This is a genomic window from Acidovorax sp. SRB_24 (genome assembly GCF_012931925.1).
On sequence record NZ_MWOM01000014.1, the window covers coordinates 17,224 to 41,130 of the forward strand.

Annotated in this window: 21 protein-coding genes; 13 read left to right on the forward strand and 8 right to left on the reverse strand. The window is 66.1% G+C overall.

Annotated features, from left to right (window positions below; all coding sequences use genetic code 11):
• Positions 1-305, reverse strand: a 305-nt coding sequence (gene bamD / locus B2J89_RS22710) for an outer membrane protein assembly factor BamD (RefSeq protein WP_240964765.1), incomplete at its 3' end; no start/stop codon positions are given.
• 187 nt (positions 306-492) lie between these two features.
• On the opposite strand from bamD, the gene dnaE reads away from it, so the two are divergent.
• The 4 genes from dnaE (at position 493) to sbcB (ending at position 8,555) form a co-directional block, all read left to right on the forward strand.
• Positions 493-4,044, forward strand: a complete 3,552-nt coding sequence (gene dnaE / locus B2J89_RS07025) for a DNA polymerase III subunit alpha (RefSeq protein ID WP_169168428.1) — start codon at positions 493-495, stop codon at positions 4,042-4,044.
• An 86-nt stretch (positions 4,045-4,130) separates the two neighbouring features.
• On the forward strand, positions 4,131-4,499 hold the full coding sequence (clpS, locus tag B2J89_RS07030) for an ATP-dependent Clp protease adapter ClpS (RefSeq protein ID WP_169168429.1): 369 nt from the start codon (positions 4,131-4,133) through the stop codon (positions 4,497-4,499).
• Positions 4,500-4,556: 57 nt separating this feature from the next.
• A complete protein-coding gene (gene clpA, locus B2J89_RS07035; RefSeq protein WP_169168430.1) occupies positions 4,557-6,905 on the forward strand; it encodes an ATP-dependent Clp protease ATP-binding subunit ClpA in 2,349 nt (782 codons plus the stop codon).
• Between the two features lie 201 nt (positions 6,906-7,106).
• Positions 7,107-8,555: an exodeoxyribonuclease I gene (gene sbcB, locus B2J89_RS07040; RefSeq protein WP_169168431.1), complete on the forward strand. Its 1,449-nt coding sequence runs from the start codon at positions 7,107-7,109 to the stop codon at positions 8,553-8,555.
• Positions 8,556-8,648: 93 nt separating this feature from the next.
• Here sbcB and B2J89_RS07045 read toward each other — a convergent pair whose 3' ends face one another.
• A complete protein-coding gene (locus B2J89_RS07045; RefSeq protein ID WP_169168432.1) occupies positions 8,649-9,878 on the reverse strand; it encodes a nucleoside recognition domain-containing protein in 1,230 nt (409 codons plus the stop codon).
• Between the two features lie 202 nt (positions 9,879-10,080).
• On the opposite strand from B2J89_RS07045, the gene B2J89_RS07050 reads away from it, so the two are divergent.
• The 6 genes from B2J89_RS07050 (at position 10,081) to B2J89_RS07075 (ending at position 15,650) form a co-directional block, all read left to right on the forward strand.
• Positions 10,081-10,785 (forward strand): YebC/PmpR family DNA-binding transcriptional regulator, encoded by a 705-nt coding sequence (locus tag B2J89_RS07050; RefSeq protein WP_169168433.1) that lies wholly within the window; start codon positions 10,081-10,083, stop codon positions 10,783-10,785.
• A 22-nt stretch (positions 10,786-10,807) separates the two neighbouring features.
• A complete protein-coding gene (locus tag B2J89_RS07055; RefSeq protein ID WP_169168434.1) occupies positions 10,808-11,089 on the forward strand; it encodes a DnaJ domain-containing protein in 282 nt (93 codons plus the stop codon).
• Positions 11,086-11,658, forward strand: coding sequence for a hypothetical protein (locus B2J89_RS07060; RefSeq protein WP_169168435.1), 573 nt, complete (start codon positions 11,086-11,088; stop codon positions 11,656-11,658). The genes B2J89_RS07055 and B2J89_RS07060 overlap by 4 nt, the downstream gene beginning before the upstream one ends.
• A gap of 1 nt (position 11,659) precedes the next feature.
• Positions 11,660-12,409: a hypothetical protein gene (locus B2J89_RS07065; RefSeq protein ID WP_169168436.1), complete on the forward strand. Its 750-nt coding sequence runs from the start codon at positions 11,660-11,662 to the stop codon at positions 12,407-12,409.
• 4 nt (positions 12,410-12,413) lie between these two features.
• Positions 12,414-13,700, forward strand: a complete 1,287-nt coding sequence (locus B2J89_RS07070; RefSeq protein ID WP_169168437.1) for a hypothetical protein — start codon at positions 12,414-12,416, stop codon at positions 13,698-13,700.
• A 225-nt stretch (positions 13,701-13,925) separates the two neighbouring features.
• Positions 13,926-15,650 (forward strand): nitrite reductase, encoded by a 1,725-nt coding sequence (locus B2J89_RS07075; RefSeq protein ID WP_169168438.1) that lies wholly within the window; start codon positions 13,926-13,928, stop codon positions 15,648-15,650.
• Between the two features lie 125 nt (positions 15,651-15,775).
• Here B2J89_RS07075 and B2J89_RS07080 read toward each other — a convergent pair whose 3' ends face one another.
• The 3 genes from B2J89_RS07080 to B2J89_RS07090 form a co-directional block, all read right to left on the reverse strand.
• A complete protein-coding gene (locus tag B2J89_RS07080) occupies positions 15,776-16,303 on the reverse strand; it encodes a rhodanese-like domain-containing protein (RefSeq protein ID WP_169168439.1) in 528 nt (175 codons plus the stop codon).
• A 35-nt stretch (positions 16,304-16,338) separates the two neighbouring features.
• Positions 16,339-16,650, reverse strand: a complete 312-nt coding sequence (locus B2J89_RS07085; RefSeq protein WP_169168440.1) for a helix-turn-helix transcriptional regulator — start codon at positions 16,648-16,650, stop codon at positions 16,339-16,341.
• 195 nt (positions 16,651-16,845) lie between these two features.
• A complete protein-coding gene (locus B2J89_RS07090; protein WP_169168441.1) occupies positions 16,846-17,751 on the reverse strand; it encodes a LysR family transcriptional regulator in 906 nt (301 codons plus the stop codon).
• Positions 17,752-17,826: 75 nt separating this feature from the next.
• Here B2J89_RS07090 and B2J89_RS07095 point away from each other — a divergent pair, with 75 nt between their 5' ends.
• The 3 genes from B2J89_RS07095 to B2J89_RS07105 all read left to right on the forward strand — a co-directional run bounded on the left by B2J89_RS07095 (position 17,827) and on the right by B2J89_RS07105 (position 21,024).
• Positions 17,827-18,708, forward strand: coding sequence for a CoA ester lyase (locus tag B2J89_RS07095; RefSeq protein ID WP_169168442.1), 882 nt, complete (start codon positions 17,827-17,829; stop codon positions 18,706-18,708).
• A gap of 132 nt (positions 18,709-18,840) precedes the next feature.
• Positions 18,841-19,770 carry a tripartite tricarboxylate transporter substrate binding protein gene (locus B2J89_RS07100; protein ID WP_169168497.1) on the forward strand — a complete coding sequence of 310 codons (930 nt, stop codon included), beginning with the start codon at positions 18,841-18,843 and terminating at the stop codon, positions 19,768-19,770.
• 45 nt (positions 19,771-19,815) lie between these two features.
• Positions 19,816-21,024 (forward strand): CaiB/BaiF CoA-transferase family protein, encoded by a 1,209-nt coding sequence (locus B2J89_RS07105; protein WP_169168443.1) that lies wholly within the window; start codon positions 19,816-19,818, stop codon positions 21,022-21,024.
• 159 nt (positions 21,025-21,183) lie between these two features.
• Here the strand turns inward: B2J89_RS07105 and upp are convergent, their stop codons facing one another.
• The 3 genes from upp to B2J89_RS07120 all read right to left on the reverse strand — a co-directional run bounded on the left by upp (position 21,184) and on the right by B2J89_RS07120 (position 23,851).
• Positions 21,184-21,813: a uracil phosphoribosyltransferase gene (gene upp, locus B2J89_RS07110; protein WP_169168444.1), complete on the reverse strand. Its 630-nt coding sequence runs from the start codon at positions 21,811-21,813 to the stop codon at positions 21,184-21,186.
• Between the two features lie 60 nt (positions 21,814-21,873).
• Complete coding sequence (locus B2J89_RS07115) at positions 21,874-22,848, reverse strand: threo-3-hydroxy-L-aspartate ammonia-lyase (protein WP_169168445.1); 975 nt, start codon at positions 22,846-22,848, stop codon at positions 21,874-21,876.
• A gap of 160 nt (positions 22,849-23,008) precedes the next feature.
• Positions 23,009-23,851: an enoyl-CoA hydratase-related protein gene (locus B2J89_RS07120; RefSeq protein ID WP_169168447.1), complete on the reverse strand. Its 843-nt coding sequence runs from the start codon at positions 23,849-23,851 to the stop codon at positions 23,009-23,011.
• Between the last annotated feature and the right edge of the window lie 56 nt (positions 23,852-23,907).

A 23,907-nucleotide genomic window follows, 5' to 3' on the forward strand; every position in this document is an offset into this window, starting at 1 on the left:
TGCAGTTTCATGAAACGGTCGAGCGTGGCGACGGCCTGGGCCTTTTCGCCCGCCTTGTACTGGGCGTAGGCCTTTTCGAGCTGCGCCTGCTGCGCCAGGGGTGTACCGGCGGCGCGCCCTTCGAGCTTTTCAAACAGCGGAACGGCCTTGTCGTAGCCGCCGCTGCCGAGCTCGTCACGCGCTTCGGAATAGAGGCGGTCGGTGGTCCAGCCCGCGGTCTTGTCTTCTGGGGTGCTGGAACAGCCAGCCACCAGCAGGCTGGCCACCAGCAGGGCAGGAAAGGTCGCAAGGGGCGCACGCAGCATGGCAGGCAGCTTTCTGGCAGTAAGAGGCATGGGATTCCGGTGAAAGTCCCTGGTGCCACGCGGGCGGGCGTGGGCACATCGGGGAAATCCATTGTAGCGGCGGCGCGGTGGGCGCAATGCACCCGCCGCGGCAGGGGCGGTGCCCTTGCACGCCTTGGCCCTGCCTGCGCCTTTCTACAATGGCGCCATGTTTGTTCACCTGCGCCTGCACACCGAATTTTCCGTCGTCGACGGGACCAATCGCATCGATGAGACGGCCAAGGCCGCAGCGGCAGACGGCCAGCCCGCACTGGCCATCACCGATTTCAACAACCTCTTTGGCGCCATCAAGTTCTACAAGGAAGCGCGTTCCAAAGGCATCAAGCCCCTCCTGGGGGCCGAAGTCCTGGTCGAAGGCGAGGGCTCGGCCGCCCCGTCCCGCATCGTGCTGCTGGTCCAGGGCATGCAAGGATATTTGCATCTGTCGGAGCTGCTGGCCCGCGCCTGGACGCGCAATGTCGCCAAGGGTCAGGCCGTATGCACCTGGGCCTGGTTGCAGGAGCTGAGCGAGGGCCTGATTGTGCTCTCCGGAGCCCAGGCGGGGCCGGTCGGCCAGGCGCTGGTGCGCGGCGACGATGCGGGCGCCGCCAGCCTGGCGCTGCGCCTGGCTGGCTTGTTTCCTCACCGTTTTTACCTGGAGATACAGCGCGCCGGACGGGCCGATGACGAGGCCCATGTGGTGGCCGCGGTGCAGTTGGCCGCGCGCTTGAACCTGCCGGTCGTCGCGACGCACCCCGTGCAGTTCGCGACCGCAGACGACTACGAGGCGCACGAGGCGCGCGTGTGCATCGCCGAAGGCGAGATCCTGGGCAACCAGCGCCGCGTGCGCCGCTTCACGCGCGAGCAGTACTTCAAGTCGAGCGCGCAGATGCAGGCGCTGTTTGCCGACGTGCCCACCGCGCTCGCCAACACGGTCGAGATTGCGCGGCGCTGCAACCTCACGCTGGTGCTCGGCAAGCCGCAGCTGCCCAATTTCCCGATCCCGCCGGTGGACGGGAAAGTGCTTTCGGTGGAAGAGTATTTCCGGCATGTCTCGCACGAAGGCCTGGAGGCCCGGCTGCTGCACCTCTATCCGAACGAGGCAAAGCGCAACGAGCAGCGTCCGCGCTACCTCGAACGCCTGGAATTCGAGCTCAACACCATCCTGAAGATGGGGTTCCCTGGGTACTTCCTCATCGTGGGCGATTTCATCCAGTGGGCCAAGGCCAACGGCTGCCCGGTCGGCCCCGGGCGCGGCTCGGGCGCGGGCTCGCTGGTGGCCTATGCGCTCAAGATCACCGACCTCGATCCGCTTGAATACAAGCTGCTGTTCGAGCGCTTCCTGAACCCCGAGCGCGTGTCGATGCCCGACTTCGACATCGACTTCTGCCAGACCAACCGCGACCGCGTGATCGACTACGTGAAGGACAAGTACGGCAAGGAGGCCGTGAGCCAGATCGCCACGTTCGGCACCATGGCCGCGAAGGCGGCCATCCGCGACGTGGGCCGCGTGATGGACATGAGTTACACGTTCTGCGACGGCATCTCCAAGCTCGTACCCGGCAAGCCGGGCATGTCCTATACGCTGCAGTACCCGCCCGAAGTGAAGGAGGACGGGGACAAGAACAACTACGCGCTGGAGCTTGAGCCCATGCTCTACGAGCGCGTGCGCAAGGAAGAGGACGTCAAGACCATCATCGAGATGGCGCAAAAGCTCGAAGGCATGACGCGCAACATCGGCATGCACGCGGGCGGCGTGCTGATCGCGCCGGGCAAGCTGACCGACTTTTGCCCGCTCTACCAGCAGCCCGGCAGCGAATCGGCCGTGAGCCAGTACGACAAGGACGACGTCGAGGCCATCGGCCTGGTGAAGTTCGACTTTCTGGGCCTGGCAACGCTCACCATCCTGGAGATTGCGCGCGAATTCATCATGCAGCGCCACAAGGGCCAGGAAAACTTCGCTTTCGAGAACATCGCCCTGGACGACGTCGCCACCTACCGGCTGTTCTCGGAAGGCAAGACCGAGGCCGTGTTCCAGTTTGAAAGCCGGGGCATGCAGGGCATGCTCAAGGAGGCGCGGCCTTCGCGGCTCGAAGACCTGATTGCGCTCAATGCCCTGTACCGCCCAGGGCCCATGGACCTGATCCCGAGCTTCGTGAACCGCAAGCACGGCAAGGAACCGGTCGAATACCCGCACCCGCTGGTGGCCGACATGCTCTCGGAGACCTACGGCATCATGGTCTACCAGGAGCAGGTCATGCAGACCGCGCAGATCCTGGGCGGCTACTCGCTGGGCGGCGCCGACATGCTGCGCCGTGCCATGGGCAAGAAGAAGGCCGAAGAGATGGCCGAGCACCGCGCCATCTTCCGCGAGGGTGCCGCCAAGAACGGCCTCTCGACCGAAAAGGCCGACGAGGTGTTCGACCTGATGGAGAAGTTCGCCGGCTACGGCTTCAACAAGTCGCACGCCGCCGCCTACTCGCTGCTGGCCTACCACACGGGCTGGCTCAAGGTGCACTACACGGCCGAGTTCTTCTGCGCCAACATGACCGTGGAAATGGACGACACGGACAAGCTCAAGCTGCTGCTCGAAGACGCGCAGAAGAACTTTGGCATCACCTTCGAGCCGCCGGACGTGAACCGCGGCAACTACCGTTTCGAGCCCGTCTCCGACAAGGTGATCCGCTACGGCCTGGGCGCCGTCAAGGGCACGGGCCAAGCCGCCATCGAGGCCATCGTGGCGGCGCGCGAAGGGCGCGGCGAGGGGCCGCACGGATCGACCTGTGGCCCGTTCAAGAGCCTGTTCGATTTCTGCGTGCGCGTGGAGCGCGGCAAGCTCAACAAGCGCACCGTCGACGCCCTGATCAAGGCGGGGGCGTTCGACGCGCTGCACCTCAACCGCGCAGCGCTCGCGGCCTCGCTCGACCGGGCGTTCGACTTCGCCACCGCCACGCTTGCCAACGCCAACCAGGGTGGCCTGTTCGACATGATGGGCGAGGACGCCCATGGCTCCAGCACCCAGGAGCCCGCCCTGGTGGACGTGGCACCCTGGGGGGTGAAGGAGCGCTTGACCTATGAAAAACCCGCGCTCGGTTTCTACCTCTCGGGCCACCTGTTCGACGAGGTGGCGCGCGAAGTCGGGCGCTTTGTGCGCACGCGCATCAGCGACCTGGCCGACACCCGCGAAACGCAGACGGTGGCCGGCATCGTCAGCGACTTCCGCGTGGTCAACGGCATGCGCGGTAAGCAAGGCATTTTTGTGCTCGACGACACCTCGGCACGCGTCGAGGCCTCGGCCAGCGAAGCCGTCATCAACACCTACCGCGAGCTGCTCAAGGAGGACGAACTGGTCATTGCCAGCGGCCGCCTGCAGCCGGGGCGCAACGGCTTCGAGGCGCGCTTCATCGTGCAGCAGGTCTACGACCTGGCCACGGCGCGCTGCCGTTTTGGCAAGTACCTGTATTTGAGCGTCGGCGCCAAGGCCCCGGACGTGCCCCGGCTGCTGCGCGAGCACCCGTGCCGCAGCGAATCGACCGAGCACGGCGAATCGCTCCAGTACGGTCTCAAGGTGCGTCTGGGCGTGCGCTGCACCGGTGCCGGCGGCGCTGCCAGCGCCGAGCTGCAGCTGGGCGACGCCCACCGCACCTACCCCACCGACGCCGCCTTGGTGGCCTGGGCGGCGCAGGCCGGAGACGGGGTCGCGACGGTGGTCTATGACTAGCGTCAGCGCGGTGTTGCGGCGCTGGAAGAACCCCTCTCGGCTTCTCAGATTCCCTTTCACAGCGCCGTGCGGCGCGCATGGCTAGAATGAATTTCATGGCAACACAACCCCCTTCATCCCCCCTCGCGCCGGCTGTGCAACGGCCTGCGCCGGACGACGGCGGTTCGGTCGTGCTGGAGCGGCGTGCGCAGAAAACCAAGCCGCCCCAGATGTACCAGGTGCTCATGCTCAACGACGACTACACGCCCATGGAGTTCGTGATCGTTGTACTGCAGGAGTTTTTCAACAAGGACCGCGAAACCGCGACACAAATCATGCTCAAGATCCATCTCGACGGCAAAGGGGTGTGTGGCGTGTATTCGCGCGACATCGCCGCCACCAAGGTGGGCCAGGTTCTGGATGCCGCCAACAAGGCGGGCCATCCGTTGCAATGTGTGAGCGAGCCCGTTGAATAACCGGCCCGCCACCCCGAAGTACGGTCATCCCTTCCCCGCAAGCACAAAGGAGTTCACATGATTGCCCAGGAACTGGAAGTCAGCTTGCACATGGCCTTTGTAGAGGCCCGCCAGCAGCGCCACGAGTTCATCACCGTGGAGCATCTGTTGCTTGCACTGCTCGATAACCCGAGCGCAGCCGAAGTGCTGCGCGCATGCTCTGCCAACATCGATGATTTGCGTGCATCGCTCGCCAACTTCATCAAGGACAACACCCCGCAGGTGGCCGGTACCGATGAGGTCGACACGCAGCCCACGCTGGGGTTCCAGCGCGTCATCCAGCGCGCCATCATGCACGTGCAGTCCACGGGCAATGGCAAGAAGGAAGTTACTGGCGCCAACGTGCTGGTGGCGATTTTTGGCGAGAAGGACTCGCATGCCGTCTACTACCTGCACCAGCAGGGCGTGACGCGGCTGGACGTGGTCAATTTCATCGCCCACGGCATCAAGAAGGGCGAGCCGCCAGAGCCGTCCAAGGGTTCGGATGCCGCGCCCGAGGGTGAGGACGGCGGCGGCGAGCGCAGCGAGAAGGCCTCGCCGCTCGAGCAGTTCACGCAGAACCTCAACCAGCTCGCCAAGGACGGCAAGATCGACCCGCTGATCGGTCGCCACTACGAGGTTGAGCGCACCATTCAAATCCTGTGCCGCCGGCGCAAGAACAACCCGCTGTTGGTCGGCGAGGCCGGCGTGGGCAAGACCGCGATCGCCGAGGGACTGGCTTGGCGCATCACGCAAAAGGACGTGCCCGAGATCCTGGCCGAGGCGGTCGTCTACTCGCTCGACATGGGCGCGCTGCTGGCCGGCACCAAGTACCGCGGCGATTTCGAGCAGCGCCTCAAGGGCGTGCTCAAGTCGCTCAAGGACAAGCCCAATGCCATCCTGTTCATCGATGAGATCCACACGCTGATCGGCGCAGGCGCTGCTTCGGGCGGCACGCTCGATGCGTCCAACCTGCTCAAACCGGCGCTCTCGAGCGGCGCGCTCAAATGCATCGGCGCCACCACGTTCACCGAATACCGCGGCATCTTCGAAAAAGACGCAGCGCTGTCGCGGCGCTTCCAGAAGGTGGACGTGGTCGAGCCGACCGTCGCCGAGACCATCGACATCCTGAAGGGCCTGAAGTCGCGCTTCGAAGAGCACCACAGCGTCAAGTACGCCGCTGCCGCGCTGCAGGCTGCAGCCGAGCTCAGCGCCAAGTACATCAACGACCGCCACCTGCCCGACAAGGCCATCGACGTGATCGACGAGGCGGGCGCGGCCCAGCGCATCCTGGTGCCCAGCAAGCGCAAGAAGACCATTGGCAAGACCGAAATCGAGGAAATCGTGGCAAAGATCGCCCGCATTCCCCCGGCCAACGTCTCTAACGACGACCGCGGCAAGCTGCAGGTGCTCGAGCGCGATCTGAAGAGCGTGGTGTTCGGCCAGGACAAGGCGCTGGACGTGCTCGCGTCCGCCGTCAAGATGGCGCGCTCAGGCCTGGGCAAGGGCGACAAGCCGATCGGCTCCTTCCTGTTTTCGGGCCCCACCGGCGTGGGCAAGACCGAAGCCGCCAAGCAGCTGGCCTACATCCTGGGCATCGAGCTGATCCGCTTCGACATGTCCGAGTACATGGAGCGCCATGCCGTGAGCCGCCTGATCGGCGCGCCACCCGGCTATGTGGGCTTTGACCAGGGGGGCCTGCTGACCGAGGCCATCACCAAAAAGCCGCACGCCGTGCTGCTGCTCGACGAGATCGAGAAGGCGCACCCGGACATCTTCAACGTGCTGCTGCAGGTGATGGACCACGGCACGCTGACGGACAACAACGGGCGCAAGGCCGACTTCCGCAACGTCATCATCATCATGACGACGAACGCGGGCGCCGAGACCATGAACAAGGCAACCATCGGCTTCAACAACCCGCGCCAGGCGGGCGACGAGATGGCCGACATCAAGCGCCTGTTCACGCCCGAGTTCCGCAACCGGCTCGATGCCATCGTCAACTTCAAGGCGCTCGACGAGAACGTCATCCTGCGCGTGGTCGACAAGTTCCTGCTGCAGCTCGAGCAGCAGCTGGCCGAGAAGAAGGTCGAGGTTACCTTCACCGACAAGCTGCGCAAGCACCTGGCCAAGAAGGGGTTCGACCCGCTCATGGGCGCACGGCCGATGCAGCGCCTGATCCAGGACACCATCCGCCGTGCCCTGGCCGACGAGCTGCTGTTCGGCCGCCTGCAAGACGGCGGGCGCCTGACGGTGGACATCGAGCTTAAGACCGACGACAAGGGCGTGGAAACCTCCGAGGTGGTGCTGGACATCCAGCCGCTGCCCAAGAAGGACCGCTCGGCCAAGTCCGAGCCGGCCGAGCCCGAAGAGGCCACGGCCGATTGACGGCGGCGCCACCGGCGCGCGGGGGCTGCGCGCCCAGGGCCAGCAACTTCGGTTGCTGGCTTTTTTGTTGCTATTTTTAGCATAGCTGCCAGCGCTGGATGGGTAAGCGCTGGAGGCCAAAAACACCCACATTCGGGTCGGATGCCGCGCCTGCGGTTACATTCGGCCCATTGCTGTTTGAGAGCGCCTTGGCGCCGCGCCATGTCCCCACACACCTTTCTCTGGCACGACTACGAAACCTTTGGCGCCGACACCCGGCGCGACCGGCCGGCGCAGTTCGCCGCCATCCGCACCGATGCCGATCTCAACGAGATCGGCGCGCCGCTGATGCTGTATTGCCAGCCCGCGAACGACTACCTTCCGGACCCGCAGTCGTGCCTGATCACCGGCATCACGCCGCAGATCGCCTGGGACCGCGGCGTCTCCGAACGCGAGTTCGCCGCCCGCATCGAGGCCGAGATGGCGCAGCCGGGCACCATCGGCGTGGGCTACAACACCCTGCGCTTTGACGACGAGATCACGCGCTTCATGTTCTGGCGCAACCTCATCGACCCCTATGCACGCGAATGGCAGAACCAGTGCGGCCGCTGGGATCTGCTTGATGTGGTGCGCATGGCCTACGCGCTGCGGCCCGACGGCATCGCCTGGCCGACCAAGGAGGACGGCACGCCGAGCTTCAGGCTCGAAGACCTGAGCCGCGCCAACGGCCTGCTGCACGAGGCCGCGCACGATGCGCTCTCCGACGTGCGCGCCACCATTGCGCTGGCGCGGCTGGTGCGCCAGCACAACGCCAAGCTGTTCGACTTTGCGCTCGGCCTGCACAAGAAGGACCGCGTCGCCGCCGAGCTGCGCCTGCCCGCCACGGCGCTGACGGCGCGGCCTTTTCTGCACGTGTCGGGCATGTTCCCCGCCGAGCGCGGGTGCCTCGCCGTGATGTGGCCGCTGGCCAGCCACCCGACCAACAAGAACGAGATCATCGCCTGGGACCTGGCGCACGACCCGCGCGAACTGGCCACGCTCGACACCGACACGCTGCGCCTGCGCATGTTCACGCGCTCGGCGGATCTGCCCGAAGGCGTTGCGCGCCTGCCCATCAAGACCGTGCACCTGAACAAGTCGCCCATGGTGGTGGGCAACCTCAACACGCTCACGCCCGCCCTCGCGCAGCGCTGGGGCCTGGACATGGACCAGGCGATGGCGCACGCGCAGGCGGCCCGCGACCTGCCCGACATGAGCGCGATCTGGCCCGCCGTGTTCGCCCGCCCGAAAGACGAGGGCGGGGCGCCCGATGTGGAACAGGACCTGTACGGCGGCTTCGTCGGCAACAACGACCGCCGCCGCCTCAATGAGCTGCGCGCACTGTCCGGCGAGCAGCTCGCGCGCGCACGCACGGGCTTCGACGATCCGCGCCTGACCGAGCTGCTGTTCCGCTACCGTGCGCGCAACTTTGCCGCGACCCTCTCGCCCGAGGAGGTCGAGCGTTGGGATGCGCACCGCGCGGCGCGCCTGTTCGACGGCGCCGGCGGCGCGCGCACCGTGGAGCAGCTGTTCAGCGAAATCGACCAGCTCTCCGAAACCGCCGACGAGCGTGCCGAAGAGATTCTGGGCGCGCTCTACGACTGGGCCGACGCGATCGCGCCCGAGCGCTGACCGCCAGCGTCCGCGCGGGCGCCAGTGTGCTATCGAATAGAGAGCTGCTTGCGCTTTACGGTTAAGGGTTGCAGGCCGATTTGGCTTTGAATGTCAGCCAAAGAAGCGGTAGCACACCGCGATGGCGGCCACGACGCCCGCCAGCTCGGCCAGCAGCGCGCACCCCACCGCGTGGCGCGCGCGCTGCACGCCGACGGCGCCAAAGTACACCGCCAGCACATAGAACGTGGTCTCGGTGCTGCCCTGCACCGTGGCGGCGGCCAGCGCGGCAAAGCTGTCCACGCCCTGGCTTTGCATGGTTTCGATCAGCATGGCGCGCGCCGCGCTGCCCGAAAACGGCTTGACCAGCGCCGTAGGCAGCGCATCGACAAAGCGCGCGTCCATGCCCAGCCACTGCACGCACCAGCGGATGGCGTCCAGCCCATAGCCAAGCGCGCCCGAGGCGCGGAAAACGCCGACTGCGCACAGCATGGCCACCAGGTAGGGCAGCAGGCCGCGGGCGACGTCAAAACCCTCCTTGGCGCCGTCGATGAAGGCCTCGTACACCGGCACCCGCCGCCACGCGCCCACGCCGACGAACAGCAGCACCAGCGCGAACAGCGTCAGGTTGCCCAGCAGCGCAGACAGCGCCGCCAGCGCCGCCGCGCTCAGCGAGGCCAGCAGCGCCATGAAGCCGGCGAGCCCCAGCGCCACCGGCAGCAGGTAGGCCAGCACCACCGGGCTCCAAAGCGGCAGGCGCTGCACCAGCGCCACGCTCAGCAGCCCCGCCAGGGTCGACGCCGACGTGGCCAGCAGGATCGGCAGGAACACCAGCGTCGGGTCGGGCGCGCCCTGCTGCAGGCGGTACATGAAGATGCTCACGGGCAGCAGCGTGAGCGACGAGGCGTTGAGCACCAGGAACAGGATCTGCGCGTTGGTGGCGGTGTCGGGCCGGGGGTTGAGCTCCTGCAGCGCCCGCATGGCTTTGAGGCCCATGGGCGTGGCCGCGTTGTCGAGCCCCAGCGCGTTGGCCGCAAAGTTCAGCGTCATCAGGCCCAGCGCCGGGTGGCCGCTGGGCACGTCCGGCATCAGCCGCCGGAACAGTGGCGCCAGCCAGCGCGCGAGCGCATCCACGATGCCGGCGCGCTCGGCAATGCGCAAAAAGCCCAGCCACAGCGTGAGCGTGCCGAACAGCAGTACCATCACCTCGACCGACAGCCGGGCCATGGCAAACAGCGCCTCCACCATGGCGGCGAAGATCTGGGCGTTGCCGCCCAGCAGCCATTGGGCGAGGGCGGCGAGGGCGGCGGTGATGAAAAAACCCAGCCACAGGGTGTTGAGCAAGAAGACTCCGTCGGGTTGGGTGACAGGAAGGGAAAGTGCCGGCATTCTCGCCAAAGGACACACCGCCGGCTCGGCGGAGCCATGGTGGTACTCTACAAGGTTCGGCTGTGCACCGCGTTTTGCCTGCAAGGCGCCTCTGCACGCCGTTCCATCCAACCCCGCCAGGCGCCTTGGTGCGCCGCAACACCAAGGAACATCCGCCATGGGCGCCCAGTGGAAAGCAAAAGGTAAAGCACAGGCCGCAGATGCCAGAGGCAAGCTGTTTGGCAAGCTGGCCAAGGAAATCATGGTCGCCGCGCGCGGTGGCGCCGATCCCGCCGGCAACTCACGCCTGCGCCTGGTGCTGGAGCAGGCCCGCAAGGTCTCGATGCCCAAGGAAACGCTTGAGCGCGCCATCAAGAAGGGCTCGGGCACGGGCGCCGACGCCGTCCATCTCGAGCACGTGATCTATGAAGGTTTTGCGCCGCATCAGGTGCCGGTGATGGTCGAGTGCCTGACGGACAACGTGAAACGCACCGCGCCGGAAATGCGCGTGCTGTTCCGCAAGGGCCAGATGAGCGCTGTGGCCTGGGACTTCAACCATGTGGGCATGATCGAAGCCGAGCCTGCCGCCGCGGGCGCCGACCCGGAGCTGGCCGCCATCGAGGCCGGCGCGCAAGACTTCGAGCCCGGTGAGGAAGAGGGCAGCACGCTGTTCCTGACCGACCCTAGCGACCTCGAAGTGGTGAGCCGCGCACTGCCCGCCCAGGGCTTCACCGTGCTGTCGGCCAAGCTCGGCTACAAGGCTAAGAACCCCATCAGCGCGGCGAGCCTGAGCGCTGAGCACCTCGAAGAGGTGGAAGCCTTCCTCGCCGCCATCGACGCCAACGACGACGTGCAAAACGTGTTCGTGGGGCTGACGGATTGACGCCTGCCGTGCCCACTGCTCCATGACAGACCACTACACCGCCCTCGGGCTGGGCGCCCATGCATCGCTGGCCGACATCAAGAAGGCCTTTCGCCAGAAGGCGTCGTTCTACCACCCCGACAGGAACCCGGCGGCGGACGCTGCCGAGCGTTTCCGCGCGGTGCAGAAGGCCTACGAAGTGCTGTCGGACGATGCGCTGCGCACCGCCTACGACGACAACCGCCGCCGCAACCTGCTCGACGACCCGCTCGAGACAGCGCGGGAAATCTGGCACAACTACACAAAGAGTTTTCTTCCCTCGTGAAACTGTCCCCCTACTTTTATGACCTGCGCAAGGCCTACCAGGCCGAGCTCGACGACCTGATCTCCGACTCCGAAGGCAAGGACGTGCTGCGCAAGCGCCTGGCGCAAAAGCGCAGCGAAATCGGCTTCCTGGTGCAAATGATGGAGTTCAGCCCCGAGATGGTGGCTGTGGTCTTCCACCAGGGCTTTCGCTTCGGCAAGCCTGCGGCCATGGAGCAGGTGCTCGGCCTGCACGCCGACAAGCTGCCCGACTGGCACAGCCTGGGGCACGCGGTCACCCTGGAACCCTGGGCCGCCAGCCTGGCGCAGACCGTGCTGCGCGAACCGCAGGGCGCCAGCTTCATGACCGTGGCCGCCGCGCTGGAATACCTGCACCAGCAGGCCCGCATGGCGCCGGTGGCCGCCGGCGCCGACGACGACGGGGACGATGCCGACGAAGAGGCCGCCGAGCACGACGACGACTTCAGCGCCCTGAGCGCCGACGACGCGCGCGACCCGCACACCAGCCGCAGCCGCGAGGAGGCCAGCGCCGACTGGCTGGCCGAGCAGGGCTTCGAGCGCAAGGACTGACATGAACCACCTGGCACTGATCACCCAAACCACCAGCCTGATCGCCGCAGGCGACATCGTGGGCGCCGAGGCGGCCCTATCCGAACTGGCCGACACCGAGGGCGACCGCGCCCTGATGGTGGTGCTCGACCAGCTCGCGCCCAAGGACGTGCTGGCCGTGATGCGCGAGTACGACGACTCGAAAGAGTCCGTTGTCAACCTGCTGGTCACGCCCGAGCAGTTCGCGCGCGCCATGGTGCTGGAGAAGCAATACAAGGACCTCACGCACACGCACCTGCGCAGCATGGTCAACGCCGTGGTCTTCCGCGACGGTGCCGACACCGTCGAGTTCCTCAACGCCATTGGCGACCTCGAAGGCGGCAGCGAAGCCCTGGCCAACTATTTCACCGAGAAGTGGAGCCGCATCGAGGCCTTTGCGCGCACCGGGACCTTCGATGCGACCGAAGACTATGGACTGATGCTGAGCGACGACGAACTGCTGGCCTCTGCCTATGTGCGCCCCCGCGTCGAACAGGACGAGGTCGCCGACCGCGACTGGATGCAGCTGGCCTGGCTGCTGCGCTACGAATGCCGCGACCTGTTCATCGAGATGCTGCTGGTGCTGCGGGCCAAGGCCCGCGCCCACGATCTGGGCCTGGACGAGGGCGACGAGCACGCCGAAGAGGACGACGGCAAGTTCGAGACCAGCGACACCGACCGCGGCAAGGCCACGCCGGCGGCGCGCACGTCCGACGAGGAATCGGCGATCTAGCGCGATGGACACGACACCTTCCGCCTCGGCGCTGTCGCTGCACGACGCCCGCCCGTACTTTGAAAAAGCCTTGGCCTATGGCGTGCAGCACGGCATCATCGACGCGGCCAAGCTGGCTGCCATCGACGCCGACGCGCCCAAGGGCATGGTGCAGATCGCGCGCTATTTTGGCAGCGAATTCCTGCGGCCCGAGCTGGAAAAGGCACGCGAGCGCATGGTCAGCCTGGTCAGCCTGTGCCTGCAGGAGAGCAGCGGCGGCGACCTGCAGCAGGCCGCCGAGGCACTGCGCGAGCACTCGTTCCTGTCGCGCTCCAAAAGCGGCTCCGACATGCTCAAGCGCCTGATTGCCATGCCCGAGAGCAGCCACTTCGGCATGGTCGGCCATGCCGAGGCGCAGACGCCGCTGCTGGCGATCTGGTCGCTGCGCAGCCATGCCGACTACCGCGCCGAACTGGCCCGCCGCAGCGAAATTGCCGAGGCCGTGGGCGCGGCGCTGTGGCTTGCCGCGCGCTGCCAGCTCGACGCCGGCGACCTGGAAGAGGCCGGCACCGACGCCGAGTCCGTCATCCGCACCGCGCTGCTGTGGCGCGCCCTCGCGCCCCGGTCCACGGGCTGGCCCACTGCGGCGGCGCTCGAAAAGGCCCTGGCGGCGCAGCGCAAGCGCGCTGCCGGCGCGGCGCTTGCGGCGCCCGCGGTGGCTTTGCCGCCGCAGCTGCCCGCGCCCTGGCACGCGTTGGTGCAGGCGCAGTGCGAGGCGGTGCGCGCCGACTGCGCGCTGCTGCTGGCCAGCAGCGACAAGCAGCAGCGCGCACTGCTGCGCCCCCTGGGCCGTCTGCGCGCGCGCTACTTCCTGCAGGACGATCCGCTGGCCGACGTGGACGACTACGAGCGCGCACTGGCCGAAGGCGCCGCCCTGGACGGTGCCGATGGGCTGGACGAAGCACCGGCGCCCGCCAGCAAGACCTGGGACAAGGCCACCGAGGGCCGCCAAGACGAGCATGCGCTGCTCACGCTGTTCGTCTGCCTGGCTGCGGGTATGCCCAAGAAAACATTGCTCACGGAAAAAAGCGCCACGGCGCTGCTGCGCAAGATCGACAGGAGCGGCTTCGACGCCGAGCGCGCCACCGCCTTCATCCGCCAGCATGCGCCGCAGGCCTGGGCGGACAGCTACCTGGCCCTGTGGAGCAGCTTCGTGCAGGAGTCGCAGGCAACGCTGTGCAGCGACCGCGTGGGCGCGCAGCAGGAAGCGCTGGCGCTGCTGCGCCGCGAATGCCACGTGGTGGCCGGGTAATTCGGTTCCTCCGCCAACTGCGCGCCACGGCCGGGCGGGACCGCAGCACCTGCACTGTCGTTAAAAGGTCATATCGGATGGCCCTTTGCTCCAGGTCAAACAATACCCCTACACCTCCTGGGAATAATGCCATTGACCCGCTGGCACCGCATCGTCGCAGCCCGCGGCGGGCGCTCCCCACGCGGGCGAGGCAATTCGGGCGGCGGCACCACTAGGAGTCTTTTCATGACAACCCGCAAGCTGGCGCGCATTGCTGCCCTGGCAATGACCACACTGGCGTTGACAGCCTGGGCGCAACACAAGGCCGAGGGCGTGACGCCCGCAGAAATGAATTACCAGGCCGGCTCTTCGCCCCTGGCAGACGAGCCGATGTACCAGAGCACGAACCCCAAGGCGCCCAAGATGACGCAGGCCGAGTTCGACAAGGCCCGGCAGACCTATTTCGAGCGCTGCGCCGGCTGCCACGGCGTGCTGCGCAAGGGGGCCACCGGCAAGCCGCTCACGCCCGACCTGACGCTGGCCAAGGGCACGGATTACCTCAAGGTGTTCATCGCCTACGGCTCCCCCGCCGGCATGCCCAACTGGCAGACCTCGGGTGAGATGACCGAGGCGGACGTGGACATGATGGCCCGCTACATCCAGCAAGATCCGCCCCAGCCGCCCGAGTGGAGCATGGCGGACATGAAGAAGACCTGGAAGGTCTCGGTGGCGCCCAAGGACCGGCCCACCAAGAAGATGAACAGCTACAACATCGCCAACATCTTCTCGACGACGCTGCGCGACACCGGCGAGGTGGCACTGATCGACGGCGACACCAAGCAGATCATCAACATCGTCAAGACCGGCTATGCGGTGCACATCACGCGCACCTCGGCGTCCGGCCGCTACCTGTTCGTGATCGGCCGCGACGGCCGCGTCAACATGATCGACCTGTGGCTGCCCAAGCCCGACAACGTGGCCGAGATCCGCATCGGCCTGGAAGCGCGCTCGGTCGACACCTCCAAGTTCAAGGGCTTCGAGGACAAGCTCGCCATTGCCGGCGCCTACTGGCCGCCTCAGTACGTGATCATGGACGGCGACACGCTCGAGCCCAAGAAGATCGTCTCCACGCGCGGCATGACCGTCGATACGCAGGAGTACCACCCCGAGCCGCGCGTGGCCGCCATCGTGGCCTCGCACTACAAGCCCGAATTCATCGTCAACGTCAAGGAAACGGGCCAGACGCTGATGGTGGACTACTCCAACCTCGAATCGCTCAAGACAACCGAAATCGGCTCGGCGCGCTTCCTGCACGACGGCGGCTGGGACTCGTCCAAGCGCTACTTCATGGTGGCCGCCAACAACAGCAACAAGATCGCTGCGATCGACGCCAAGGACGGCAAGCTCGCCGGCCTGGTGGAAGTGGGCAAGATCCCGCACCCCGGCCGGGGCGCCAACTTCATCCACCCCCAGTTCGGTCCCGTCTGGGCCACCGGCCACCTGGGCGATGAAACCATCTCGCTGATCGGCACCGACCCCAAGAAGCACAAGCAGTACGCCTTCAAGGAGGTTGCCAAGCTCAAGGGCCCGGGTGGCGGCGCGCTGTTCATCAAGAGCCACCCCAAGTCCAAGCACCTGTACTCGGACGCCCCGCTGAACCCCGACACCAAGCTGTCGCAGTCGGTCGTGGTGTTCGACATCAACGCCCTCGACAAGGGCTACACCGTGCTGCCGATCGCCGAGTGGGCCGGCCTGCCCGACGACGGCGGTGCCAAGCGCGTCGTGCAGCCCGAATTCAACAAGAACGGCGACGAAGTGTGGTTTGCGGTGTGGTCTGCCAAGGACAAGGCGTCTGCCCTGGTGGTCGTGGACGACAAAACGCTCAAGCTCAAGGCCGTGATCAAGGACCCGCGCCTCATCACGCCCACGGGTCACTTCAACGTCAACAACACGCAGCACGACGTGTATTGATGCCGCCGGCGCTGCGCCGAAGCACTGGGCTTTGGGGCAGTTGCCACACCAAAAAAACCGCCGGGGGCATGCCTCCACCGGCGGTTTTTTCATGGCAAGCGGGCATTAACGCCGCAACAGGCCGCTCACCGGGCCAGCGCCTTTCGGTTCCACGGCATCGCCATGAGCACGCGCGCCAGTCCGCAGAAACCCGAAATGCCCGCGAACACCAGGCCCACGCCGGCGAAGCCCGACAGCGCATGGAACCACGGTGAAACGGTGGCGCCCAGCACCGCGCCGAGCACAACCATGGAGCCGGCGGCAATCTGCACCTGGCGCGACAACTCGAGCGGCTGAGTGGCATCGGCCACGACGGGCAGACCGGCCTGCTTCCAGGCGTCCAGTCCACCTTCGAGCGCATAGGCATCGCCGGGCGTGCTGGCGGCCAGGGCTTGGGCGTTCATCCGCGTGCGGTTGCCGGAGCGGCAATGGAAGATGACCGCGCGGGCTGCGCCAGTGGCCAGCGCTTGGCTTGCCAACTGCTCCATGGGCACATGGCGCGCCTGTGCGATGCGTTCGCGCGCATTCTCATCGGCGGCGCGGATGTCGATCAACACGGCGCCGTCCACGATGAGTTGCCGGGCCGCCTGGGGGGAAAGGGGCTGGAGTGACATATTGATTTCCTTGTCATTGCCTGGGTTGAGACTGTTCAGGGACAAAAGATGGCCTTGAGTGTGGCCACGAGCTTTTCCACATCGGGGTTGTCAATGCGGTAGTACAAGGTCTGCGACTCGCGCCGGAACGCCACCAGCCCTTCGTCGCGCAGTTTGGCGAGGTGCTGCGACAGCGCAGACTGGCTCAGTTCCACCTGCTCTAGCAGCGCGCCCACCGGCAATTCGCCATGCTCGATCAGGAGACACAGCACGAGCAGTCGATGCCCATTGCCAAGCGCGCGCAACAGGGCGGCTGCCTTGTCCGCGCCTTCTTGCAGGAACAGGCGGTCTTTTGGGTTCAGTTCCATCTTGCGGATTAATTAGATTTATCTAATTTAGACGATTCTAATGTAAATGCAGCCTGCCTTGTTTGCAAGGCCACCGCCGCGCCCACGCACGGAAAACCGGGCCGCAGCGTAGGCCAGGTAACCGCTCCAGCACTACTGGATTGATAGCTTCCAACGCTTGATGGATAGGCGCTAGAGTCCGGTTTGGCTTGAAATTTAACCAGTGGGCGGCGCATTGCGTGGGCCGCCGCGCAGTGCCACGACCCTGCGCGCGCAGTCCACCAGCTGGTGGATCAGAGGCAGCCGTGCGGATGAGCGCAGCCACATCGCGCCGAAGCGGCGGGCCTGCGATTGCAGCGGCAATGGAATGCGCACCACGCGCTGGCTATCGAGCAGGGGCAGGGCGGTATCCGGCACCAGCGAGACGCCCAGCCCGCGGTCCACCATCATGGCAATCGCCACCAGCGAGCTGAGCTCGAAGCGCTCTTGCGGCGCAATGTGCGCGGCGTGCAGGTAGCGGTCCGCCAGCTGCCCGCCGCCCAGGCTGCGGTCATAGCGGATCAGTGGCTGTGTGCGCAGCAGCGCGTGCGGGTCTTGCCCCGCGAGGCGGCTCGGCGCCAGCAGCACCAGCGGCTCTTCGCGCAGCAGCGTCCAGTCAAAGGTCTTGGCCAGTGGAAACGATGGATAAAGGCAGATGGCCGCGTCCAGATCCCCCTGTTGCACCGCTTGGTACAGGTCCCTCGTGGTGCCGGATTGAAGGAAGACCTTCACCTCTGGGCATTTCTGCACAAAACGCGCCAGGATGTCGGGCAGCAGGCTGTGCATGGCGGTGTTGATGGTGCCAATCAACAGTTCTCCGGCCGTGTCTTCGCTGTGCACCGTGGCCTTGGTTTCCGTCAGCTCCCGCAGCAGAAGCGGGGCGCGTTGGGCGAGACGGTGCCCTGCGGGCGTAGGGAGCACCGTGCGCCCGGCACGGGCCAGCAAGGTGACGTTGAATTCGCGCTCGAGCGTTCGGATCTGCTGGGCCACGGCAGAAGCCGTGATGTTCAGGCGGCGCGCGGCTTCCGACATCGAGCCGGACTCCACGACCAGCAGGAAGCTGTGCAGGTAGCTGGTTTCCATAAACATAGATTTTCTGTCATTTGATCCAAGAATATGCATGCATTTCTTTGCTTTTGTCTGAGCACAATGCAGGCCATGAGAAGCAAGCTGTTTGTCCCCGGATCGCGCCCCGAACTCTTTGCCAAAGCCCTGCAGGGCTTGGCCGACAGTTTGTCTTTCGACCTGGAAGACGCCGTGGCAGAGTCCCGCAAAGCGCAGGCGCGCGCATTGCTGAGAGATTTCCTGCGTGCGCAGCTGCCACCGAACCACGGCAAGACCCTCATCGTGCGTGTGAATGCCATGGACACGGTGCACTTCGAAGCCGACATCGCGGCCGTGGTGCAGCCCGGCGTGCACATCGTGAACCTGCCCAAGCCGGAAAACACCGACCAGGTGCGAGCCGCGGCTGCGCAGGTCGAACAGGCCGCGCGCGCCAATGGGTGTTTTCAGCCGCCGCGTCTGCTGTTGAATATTGAGTCTCCGAGGGCCCTGCGCATTGCCGCGGAACTGGCTGGCGCACATGCCAGCGTGGTGGGCCTGCAATTGGGTCTGGGCGACCTGTTCGAACCGCTGGGCATCGCGCGCCGTGAGCCTGCGGCCATCCAGCAGGCGATGTTCGCGGTGCGCATGGCGGCCGCGGAAGCCGGGGTGTATGCGTACGACGGCGCCTTTGCCAACATCCAGGATACCGAAGGCTTTGTGGCGGAGGCGCAGCTTTCAAAGCGACTGGGCTTCTTGGGTAAGACCTGCATCCACCCGAGCCAGGTGGCGCTGGCCAACGAGGTGTATCGACCGTCGAACGAAGAGATTGCGCACGCACTCAAGGTGGTGCAAGCCGCGAGCGCGGCGGAAGCGGACGCTGTAGGCGCCTACGTCGTTGACGGCAAGATGGTGGATGCGCCTTTTGTACGGCGTGCCCACGCCATCGTCGAGGGCGCGCGCAGTCTCGGGCTGCTGCCCTCCGCCCACCCGCATTGATATTTGTTCAAGCCCCTTGGCGCCTCGCGAAGAACGCGCTTTATCCACCATCCTCAGGAGACAACATTGAAAAACAACATTGCGAAACATCACCGCACTGCCATTGCGGCGGCGCTGGCAGGCCTTGGACTGATGGCCGGGGCCGTACAGGCGCAGCCACAGGGCAGCTATCCCAGCAAGCCCATCACCATGGTGGTTCCTTACCCTGCAGGCGGCTCGAACGATGTGTTTGCGCGCCAAGTGGCCAAGGAGATGGGCGATGCACTCAAACAGCCCGTCATCGTGGACAACCGCCCCGGGGCCAGTGGCAATACCGGCACCGCTTCTGTCGCGAAAGCCGCGCCCGACGGTTACACGCTGGTGGCCGTGTCTTCGAGCATGACGACGAATGCGGCCATACAAACGAAGCTGCCCTTTGACCCGGTCAAAAGCTTTGCGCCCGTGGCGATGTTTGCAAAAGGGCCGTTCATCGTAGCGGTCAGCAATGACTTCGAGGCCAAGACGCCGGCCGATCTGCTCAGGCTGGTCAAGGCCAACCCCGGCAAGTTCAACTACGCCTCGTCAGGCACCGGCAGCGTGAACCATTTCGCCACCGAACTGATGCGCGCGCAGGTGCCAGGCTTTGACATCACGCACGTGCCTTACAAGGGACAGGGACCGGCGGTGACCGACCTCGTGGGCAACCAGACGCAACTGATGGTCTCGAGCGGACCGTCGATCCTGCCGATGGTGCGTGGTGGCAAGCTGCGTGCGATCGGCATCACCAGTTTGGCGCCGAGCCCCGTCGCACCGGAGCTGACGCCGATGTCGACAGTGATCCCAGGCTATGAATTCGATCTGTGGTGGGGCCTGCTGGCACCGGCTGGCACGCCGCCAGACATCGTGAACAAGCTCAATGCCGCTGTGAACCAGGCTTTGTCGAAGCCGCAGATGATCGCCAATTTCCTGCGGGAAGGCGCCATTGCCACGACGGTCAGCCCGGCCCAGTTTTCCCGGGTGATCGCGCAGGATGTGGAGCGCTGGAAGAAGCTGGCCAAGCAGCAAAACATCGTCGCCGACTAAGGTGATGCATTGAGCGGCCCATTTGTGTATTGAGCGGAGATTTTGATGCGTTCCAAGTCCGATGATGGCGAAAACACCCTGCCTGTGCGAAGCGGACCTGCCGGGCCTTTGAGCGGATTGCGCGTACTCGACCTGAGCGCCTACATCGCGGGGCCGTATGGGTGTTCGCTGCTGGCGGATCAGGGCGCGGATGTCATCAAGATCGAACCCCCGGTGGGCGACAACCTGCGCAAGTACCCGTCGACACTGGAGGCCGAAAGCCGTGCGTTCATTGGCGTCAACCGCAGCAAGCTGGGCATGGTGCTGGACCTCAAGCAGCCCGGCGACCACGCCACGCTGATGGAGCTGGTGCGCACGGCCGACGTGTTGGTGCACAACTTCCGGCCCAGCGTACCTGCAAGGCTGGGCATTGCGTTCGAGCAGCTGACGGAGATCAACCCGCGCCTGGTCTATTGCAGTGTGACGGGCTATGGCGACGAAGGTCCGCTCAAGGACAAGGCCGGCTATGACCAGGTGCTGCAAACCATGACCGGCATGTGCGCTTTGCAAGGCAAGGCGGGAGGCGCCCCTGAAATTCTCTATGGCTCCGTGGTTGATTACTACGCCTCGGCGCTGGTGGCGTCGGGGGTTGCCTCTGCGCTGTACGAACGCGAGAGAAGCGGGCGTGGCCAGCATGTCGGGGTGTCGCTGCTGCGCGCGGCGCTCACCATGCAGTCGGCGCGTCTGGTGTGGGCGGAGGGTGAGCCCCGTGCCGTCGGGCGGGATATGCGCTCCGGCGGCATCACCGGCATTCATCCGACCAAGGAGGGCTATCTCTATATTTCCGCCAACACGCCGCACTTCTGGACCGCGCTGTGTGACAAGGTGGGGCTGCCAGAGGTAGGGGCAGATGCACGTTATGACACCGTGCGCAAGCGGGCCGAGCACCATGCCACGCTGGTGCCGATGCTGCACCAGGCGCTGGCAGCGCAGACGGCACTGGAGTGGGAGGCACTCTTTGGGGATGGGGTGCCGTGCGCGGCCGCCCGCACGGTGGAAGACATGTTTGACCATCCGCAGGTGGTGGCCGAAGACATGGTGGCCACGTTTGAGCACCCTGCGTTGGGTTCCTACCGCGGCTTCACGCGCGCGATCAAGTTTGACCGTACGCCGGGACCAGACCCCTTTGCCGCCCCGATGCTGGGGCAGCACACAGAATTGCTGCGTGCTGCCACGGCAGTGCAGGCAAGCAAGGAAGAGCCAGGGCCCTGCTGATCAAGGGACCTTTCCCAGGGGTTTGGAGCTGCGAAAGCGGCCGTGCCCCGCGCTGACGCAAAGTGAACGGTACCCGTGCCAGGTCCGGCATCCTTGGCGGCAAGGATGAAAGCTTCAAAAATGAGAGCTTTCAACGCAGGCGCAGCATGGATTTAAAGGTTATTTCGTGCCGAAGATGCGGTCGCCCGCGTCGCCCAGGCCCGGCAGGATGTAGCCATGGTCGTTGAGCTCGCGGTCGATCGCGGCGGTGTAGATCGCCACGTCGGGGTGCGCTTTTTGCAGCGTGGCGATGCCCTCGGGGGCGGCCAGCAGGCAGACGAACTTGATCGACTTGGGCTGGGTTTGCTTGAGGCGCGTGACGGCGGCCGCGGCCGAGTTGCCCGTGGCCAGCATCGGATCGACCACGATGATGTCGCGCTCCTGCATTTCCGAGGGCATCTTGAAGTAGTACTCCACGGGCTGCAGCGTGGCCGGGTCGCGGTATAGGCCGATGTGGCCCACGCGCGCCCCGGGGATCACGTTGAGCATGCCGTCGAGGAAGCCATTGCCGGCGCGCAGGATGGAGACCAGTACCTGCTTCTTGCCGTCGATGACCTTGCCGGTCATGGTCTCCATGGGGGTCTCGACCTCGAAGTCCTGCAGCGGCATGTCGCGCGTGACCTCGTAGGCCATGAGGGTGCTCAGCTCGCCCAGCAGGCGGCGAAAGCTGTTGGTGCTGGCGTCCTTGCGGCGCATTAGGGTCAGTTTGTGCTGCACCAGCGGGTGGGTGATGACGTGGACGTTGCTCATAGGGCTCTGTTGCCTGTGGTGTTCAAGGTGAAAGAGGAGGGCGGGGCCAGGCGCGCTGGATCAGTCTGCCAGAAAGCGCGCATAGCGGGAAAGGTCGACATTGCCGCCGCTGACGACGACGCCCACGCGCGCGCCGCGGAGGTCCAGGCCGCCGTGGCAGGCACCGGCCCAGGCCAGCGCGCCGGTGGGCTCGACCACGGTCTTCATGCGCTCGGCAAAGAAGCGCAGCGCCTGCATGAGCTGCGCGTCGCTCACCGTGACGATGTCTTCGGCGTGGGCCGCGATGATCGGGAAGGTGAGCTCGCCCAGGGCCTGCGTCTGCGCGCCGTCGGCGATGGTGCGGGGCGTGTCGATGCGCACGATGTGGCCGGCGCGCAGCGACTGCTGGGCGTCGTTGCCGGCCTCGGGCTCCACGCCGACCACCTTGCATTGCGGTGCCAGCGTCCGGGCCGCCAGCAGGCTGCCGGCCATCAGGCCGCCGCCGCCCAGGCAGACGAACAGGTAGTCGAGGTCGGGCACCTCCTCGAACAGCTCCTTGGCCGCCGTGCCCTGGCCGGCGATGACCTGCGCATGGTCGAACGGCGGCACCAGCGTCATGCCGCGCTCCTGCGCCAGGCGACGGCTGATGGCCTCGCGGTCTTCGGTGTAGCGGTTGTAGGTGACGACCTGGGCGCCGTAGCCGCGCGTGGCGGCCATCTTGCTGGCGGGGGCGTCCTCGGGCATGACGATGGCCGCCGGCATGTCGAGCAGCTGGGCCGCCAGCGCAATGGCCTGGGCGTGGTTGCCGGCCGAGAACGCCAGCACGCCGCCCCGGCGCTGCGCGTCGCTGAACTGGGCCAGGGTGTTGAAGGCGCCGCGGAACTTGAAGGCGCCGGTGCGCTGCAGGTTCTCGCACTTGAAGAAGACCTGCGCGCCCATCTGCGCGTCGGCCGTGCTCGAGCGCAGCACGGGGGTGTGGTGCGCCATCCCCTTGAGCCGGTACGCCGCTTCGGCGACATCGTCGTAGGTGGGCAGGGCATGGGGGAGCAGGGTCATGGCGGCATCCTCGGTCGCAGGGCGCAGTGGTGCAGGGGATGCCGGATCATACGCGCGGATCGCCCAATGTTTGGTGAAAAAGGCCTCTAGCGCTTGTGCAGCAAGTGCGGGCAGCTATCGATTTTGATGTCTTTCGCGCTGGCACGGCGCGCGGTGGCGCTCAGTCCAGCGCGCTGAAGCGCTGCAGCGGGCTGAGCGGCGCAAAACTGCCGGCGCGCTTGTGCTGCAGGGCGCTGACGGACTCGCGCACATGCTGGTTGCTCCAGATCGCGCCCTGCAGCCAGCCCATCTGGCGCAGGCTGTCGTCGACCGAGTGGTCGCGCGCGTAGTTCACGGCCTGCTTCGTGCCCCAGATGGCCACCGGCGGCTTGGCGGCGATCTCGCGCGCGCATTGCAGGGCGGCTTCGAGCATGGCGCCCTGGGTGTCGAACACCTCGTTGACCAGGCCGTGCTGCAGCGCGCGCTGTGCGCTCAGGCGCCGGCCGGTGTAGGCCAGCTCTTTGACCAGCCCGAGGGGGATCAATTTGGGCAGACGCTGCAGCGTGCCCACGTCGGCCACCATGCCGATGTTGATCTCCTGGATGCAGAAGAACGCGTCCTGCGTGGCGTAGCGGAGGCAGGCGGCCGTGACCATGTCCACGGCGCCGCCGATGCAGCCGCCCTGGATGGCGGCGATCACCGGAATGCGCAGGTTCTCGATGCGCGTGAAGGTGGCCTGCATGTCGGTCAGCAGGTCGAAGATGGCCGCGCGCCCCTCGGGGCTCTGGTCGTCCATCGCGATGGCGCCGCCAAATACCTCCAGCGCCATGCCGGCCGAGAAATGCTTGCCGGTGCTGCTGAGGACCAGGGCGCGCGCCTCGCCCGCCTGGTGCAGCTGCGCCAACACCGCGTCCAGCTCGCGCCAGAAGGTCGGGTGCATGGTGTTGAGCGCTTCGGGGCGGTTGAGCACCAGGTGCGCCACCTGGTCGGTGGTGGTGAGCGAGAAGCAGGTGGGGGCGTTCATGGTGGCACTGTAGACGGGCGCGGCGCGGCCGCCCCGTCGCCGGGGCGACGTCCCGG

Bases quoted from the DNA above. Each gene is read 5' to 3' on its own strand.
- B2J89_RS07100 (WP_169168497.1), top strand. From the start codon at position 18,841: ATGGCCGGGGCCGTACAGGCGCAGCCACAGGGCAGCTATCCCAGCAAG.
- B2J89_RS07065 (WP_169168436.1), top strand. From the start codon at position 11,660: ATGAACCACCTGGCACTGATCACCCAAACCACCAGCCTGATCGCCGCA.
- B2J89_RS07075 (WP_169168438.1), top strand. From the start codon at position 13,926: ATGACAACCCGCAAGCTGGCGCGCATTGCTGCCCTGGCAATGACCACA.
- B2J89_RS07095 (WP_169168442.1), top strand. From the start codon at position 17,827: ATGAGAAGCAAGCTGTTTGTCCCCGGATCGCGCCCCGAACTCTTTGCC.
- B2J89_RS07055 (WP_169168434.1), top strand. From the start codon at position 10,808: ATGACAGACCACTACACCGCCCTCGGGCTGGGCGCCCATGCATCGCTG.
- B2J89_RS07070 (WP_169168437.1), top strand. From the start codon at position 12,414: ATGGACACGACACCTTCCGCCTCGGCGCTGTCGCTGCACGACGCCCGC.
- B2J89_RS07080 (WP_169168439.1), bottom strand. From the start codon at position 16,303: ATGTCACTCCAGCCCCTTTCCCCCCAGGCGGCCCGGCAACTCATCGTG.
- B2J89_RS07115 (WP_169168445.1), bottom strand. From the start codon at position 22,848: ATGACCCTGCTCCCCCATGCCCTGCCCACCTACGACGATGTCGCCGAA.
- dnaE (WP_169168428.1), top strand. From the start codon at position 493: ATGTTTGTTCACCTGCGCCTGCACACCGAATTTTCCGTCGTCGACGGG.
- B2J89_RS07105 (WP_169168443.1), top strand. From the start codon at position 19,816: ATGCGTTCCAAGTCCGATGATGGCGAAAACACCCTGCCTGTGCGAAGC.
- B2J89_RS07085 (WP_169168440.1), bottom strand. From the start codon at position 16,650: ATGGAACTGAACCCAAAAGACCGCCTGTTCCTGCAAGAAGGCGCGGAC.
- B2J89_RS07090 (WP_169168441.1), bottom strand. From the start codon at position 17,751: ATGGAAACCAGCTACCTGCACAGCTTCCTGCTGGTCGTGGAGTCCGGC.
- sbcB (WP_169168431.1), top strand. From the start codon at position 7,107: ATGTCCCCACACACCTTTCTCTGGCACGACTACGAAACCTTTGGCGCC.
- upp (WP_169168444.1), bottom strand. From the start codon at position 21,813: ATGAGCAACGTCCACGTCATCACCCACCCGCTGGTGCAGCACAAACTG.
- clpS (WP_169168429.1), top strand. From the start codon at position 4,131: ATGAATTTCATGGCAACACAACCCCCTTCATCCCCCCTCGCGCCGGCT.
- B2J89_RS07120 (WP_169168447.1), bottom strand. From the start codon at position 23,851: ATGAACGCCCCCACCTGCTTCTCGCTCACCACCACCGACCAGGTGGCG.
- clpA (WP_169168430.1), top strand. From the start codon at position 4,557: ATGATTGCCCAGGAACTGGAAGTCAGCTTGCACATGGCCTTTGTAGAG.
- B2J89_RS07050 (WP_169168433.1), top strand. From the start codon at position 10,081: ATGGGCGCCCAGTGGAAAGCAAAAGGTAAAGCACAGGCCGCAGATGCC.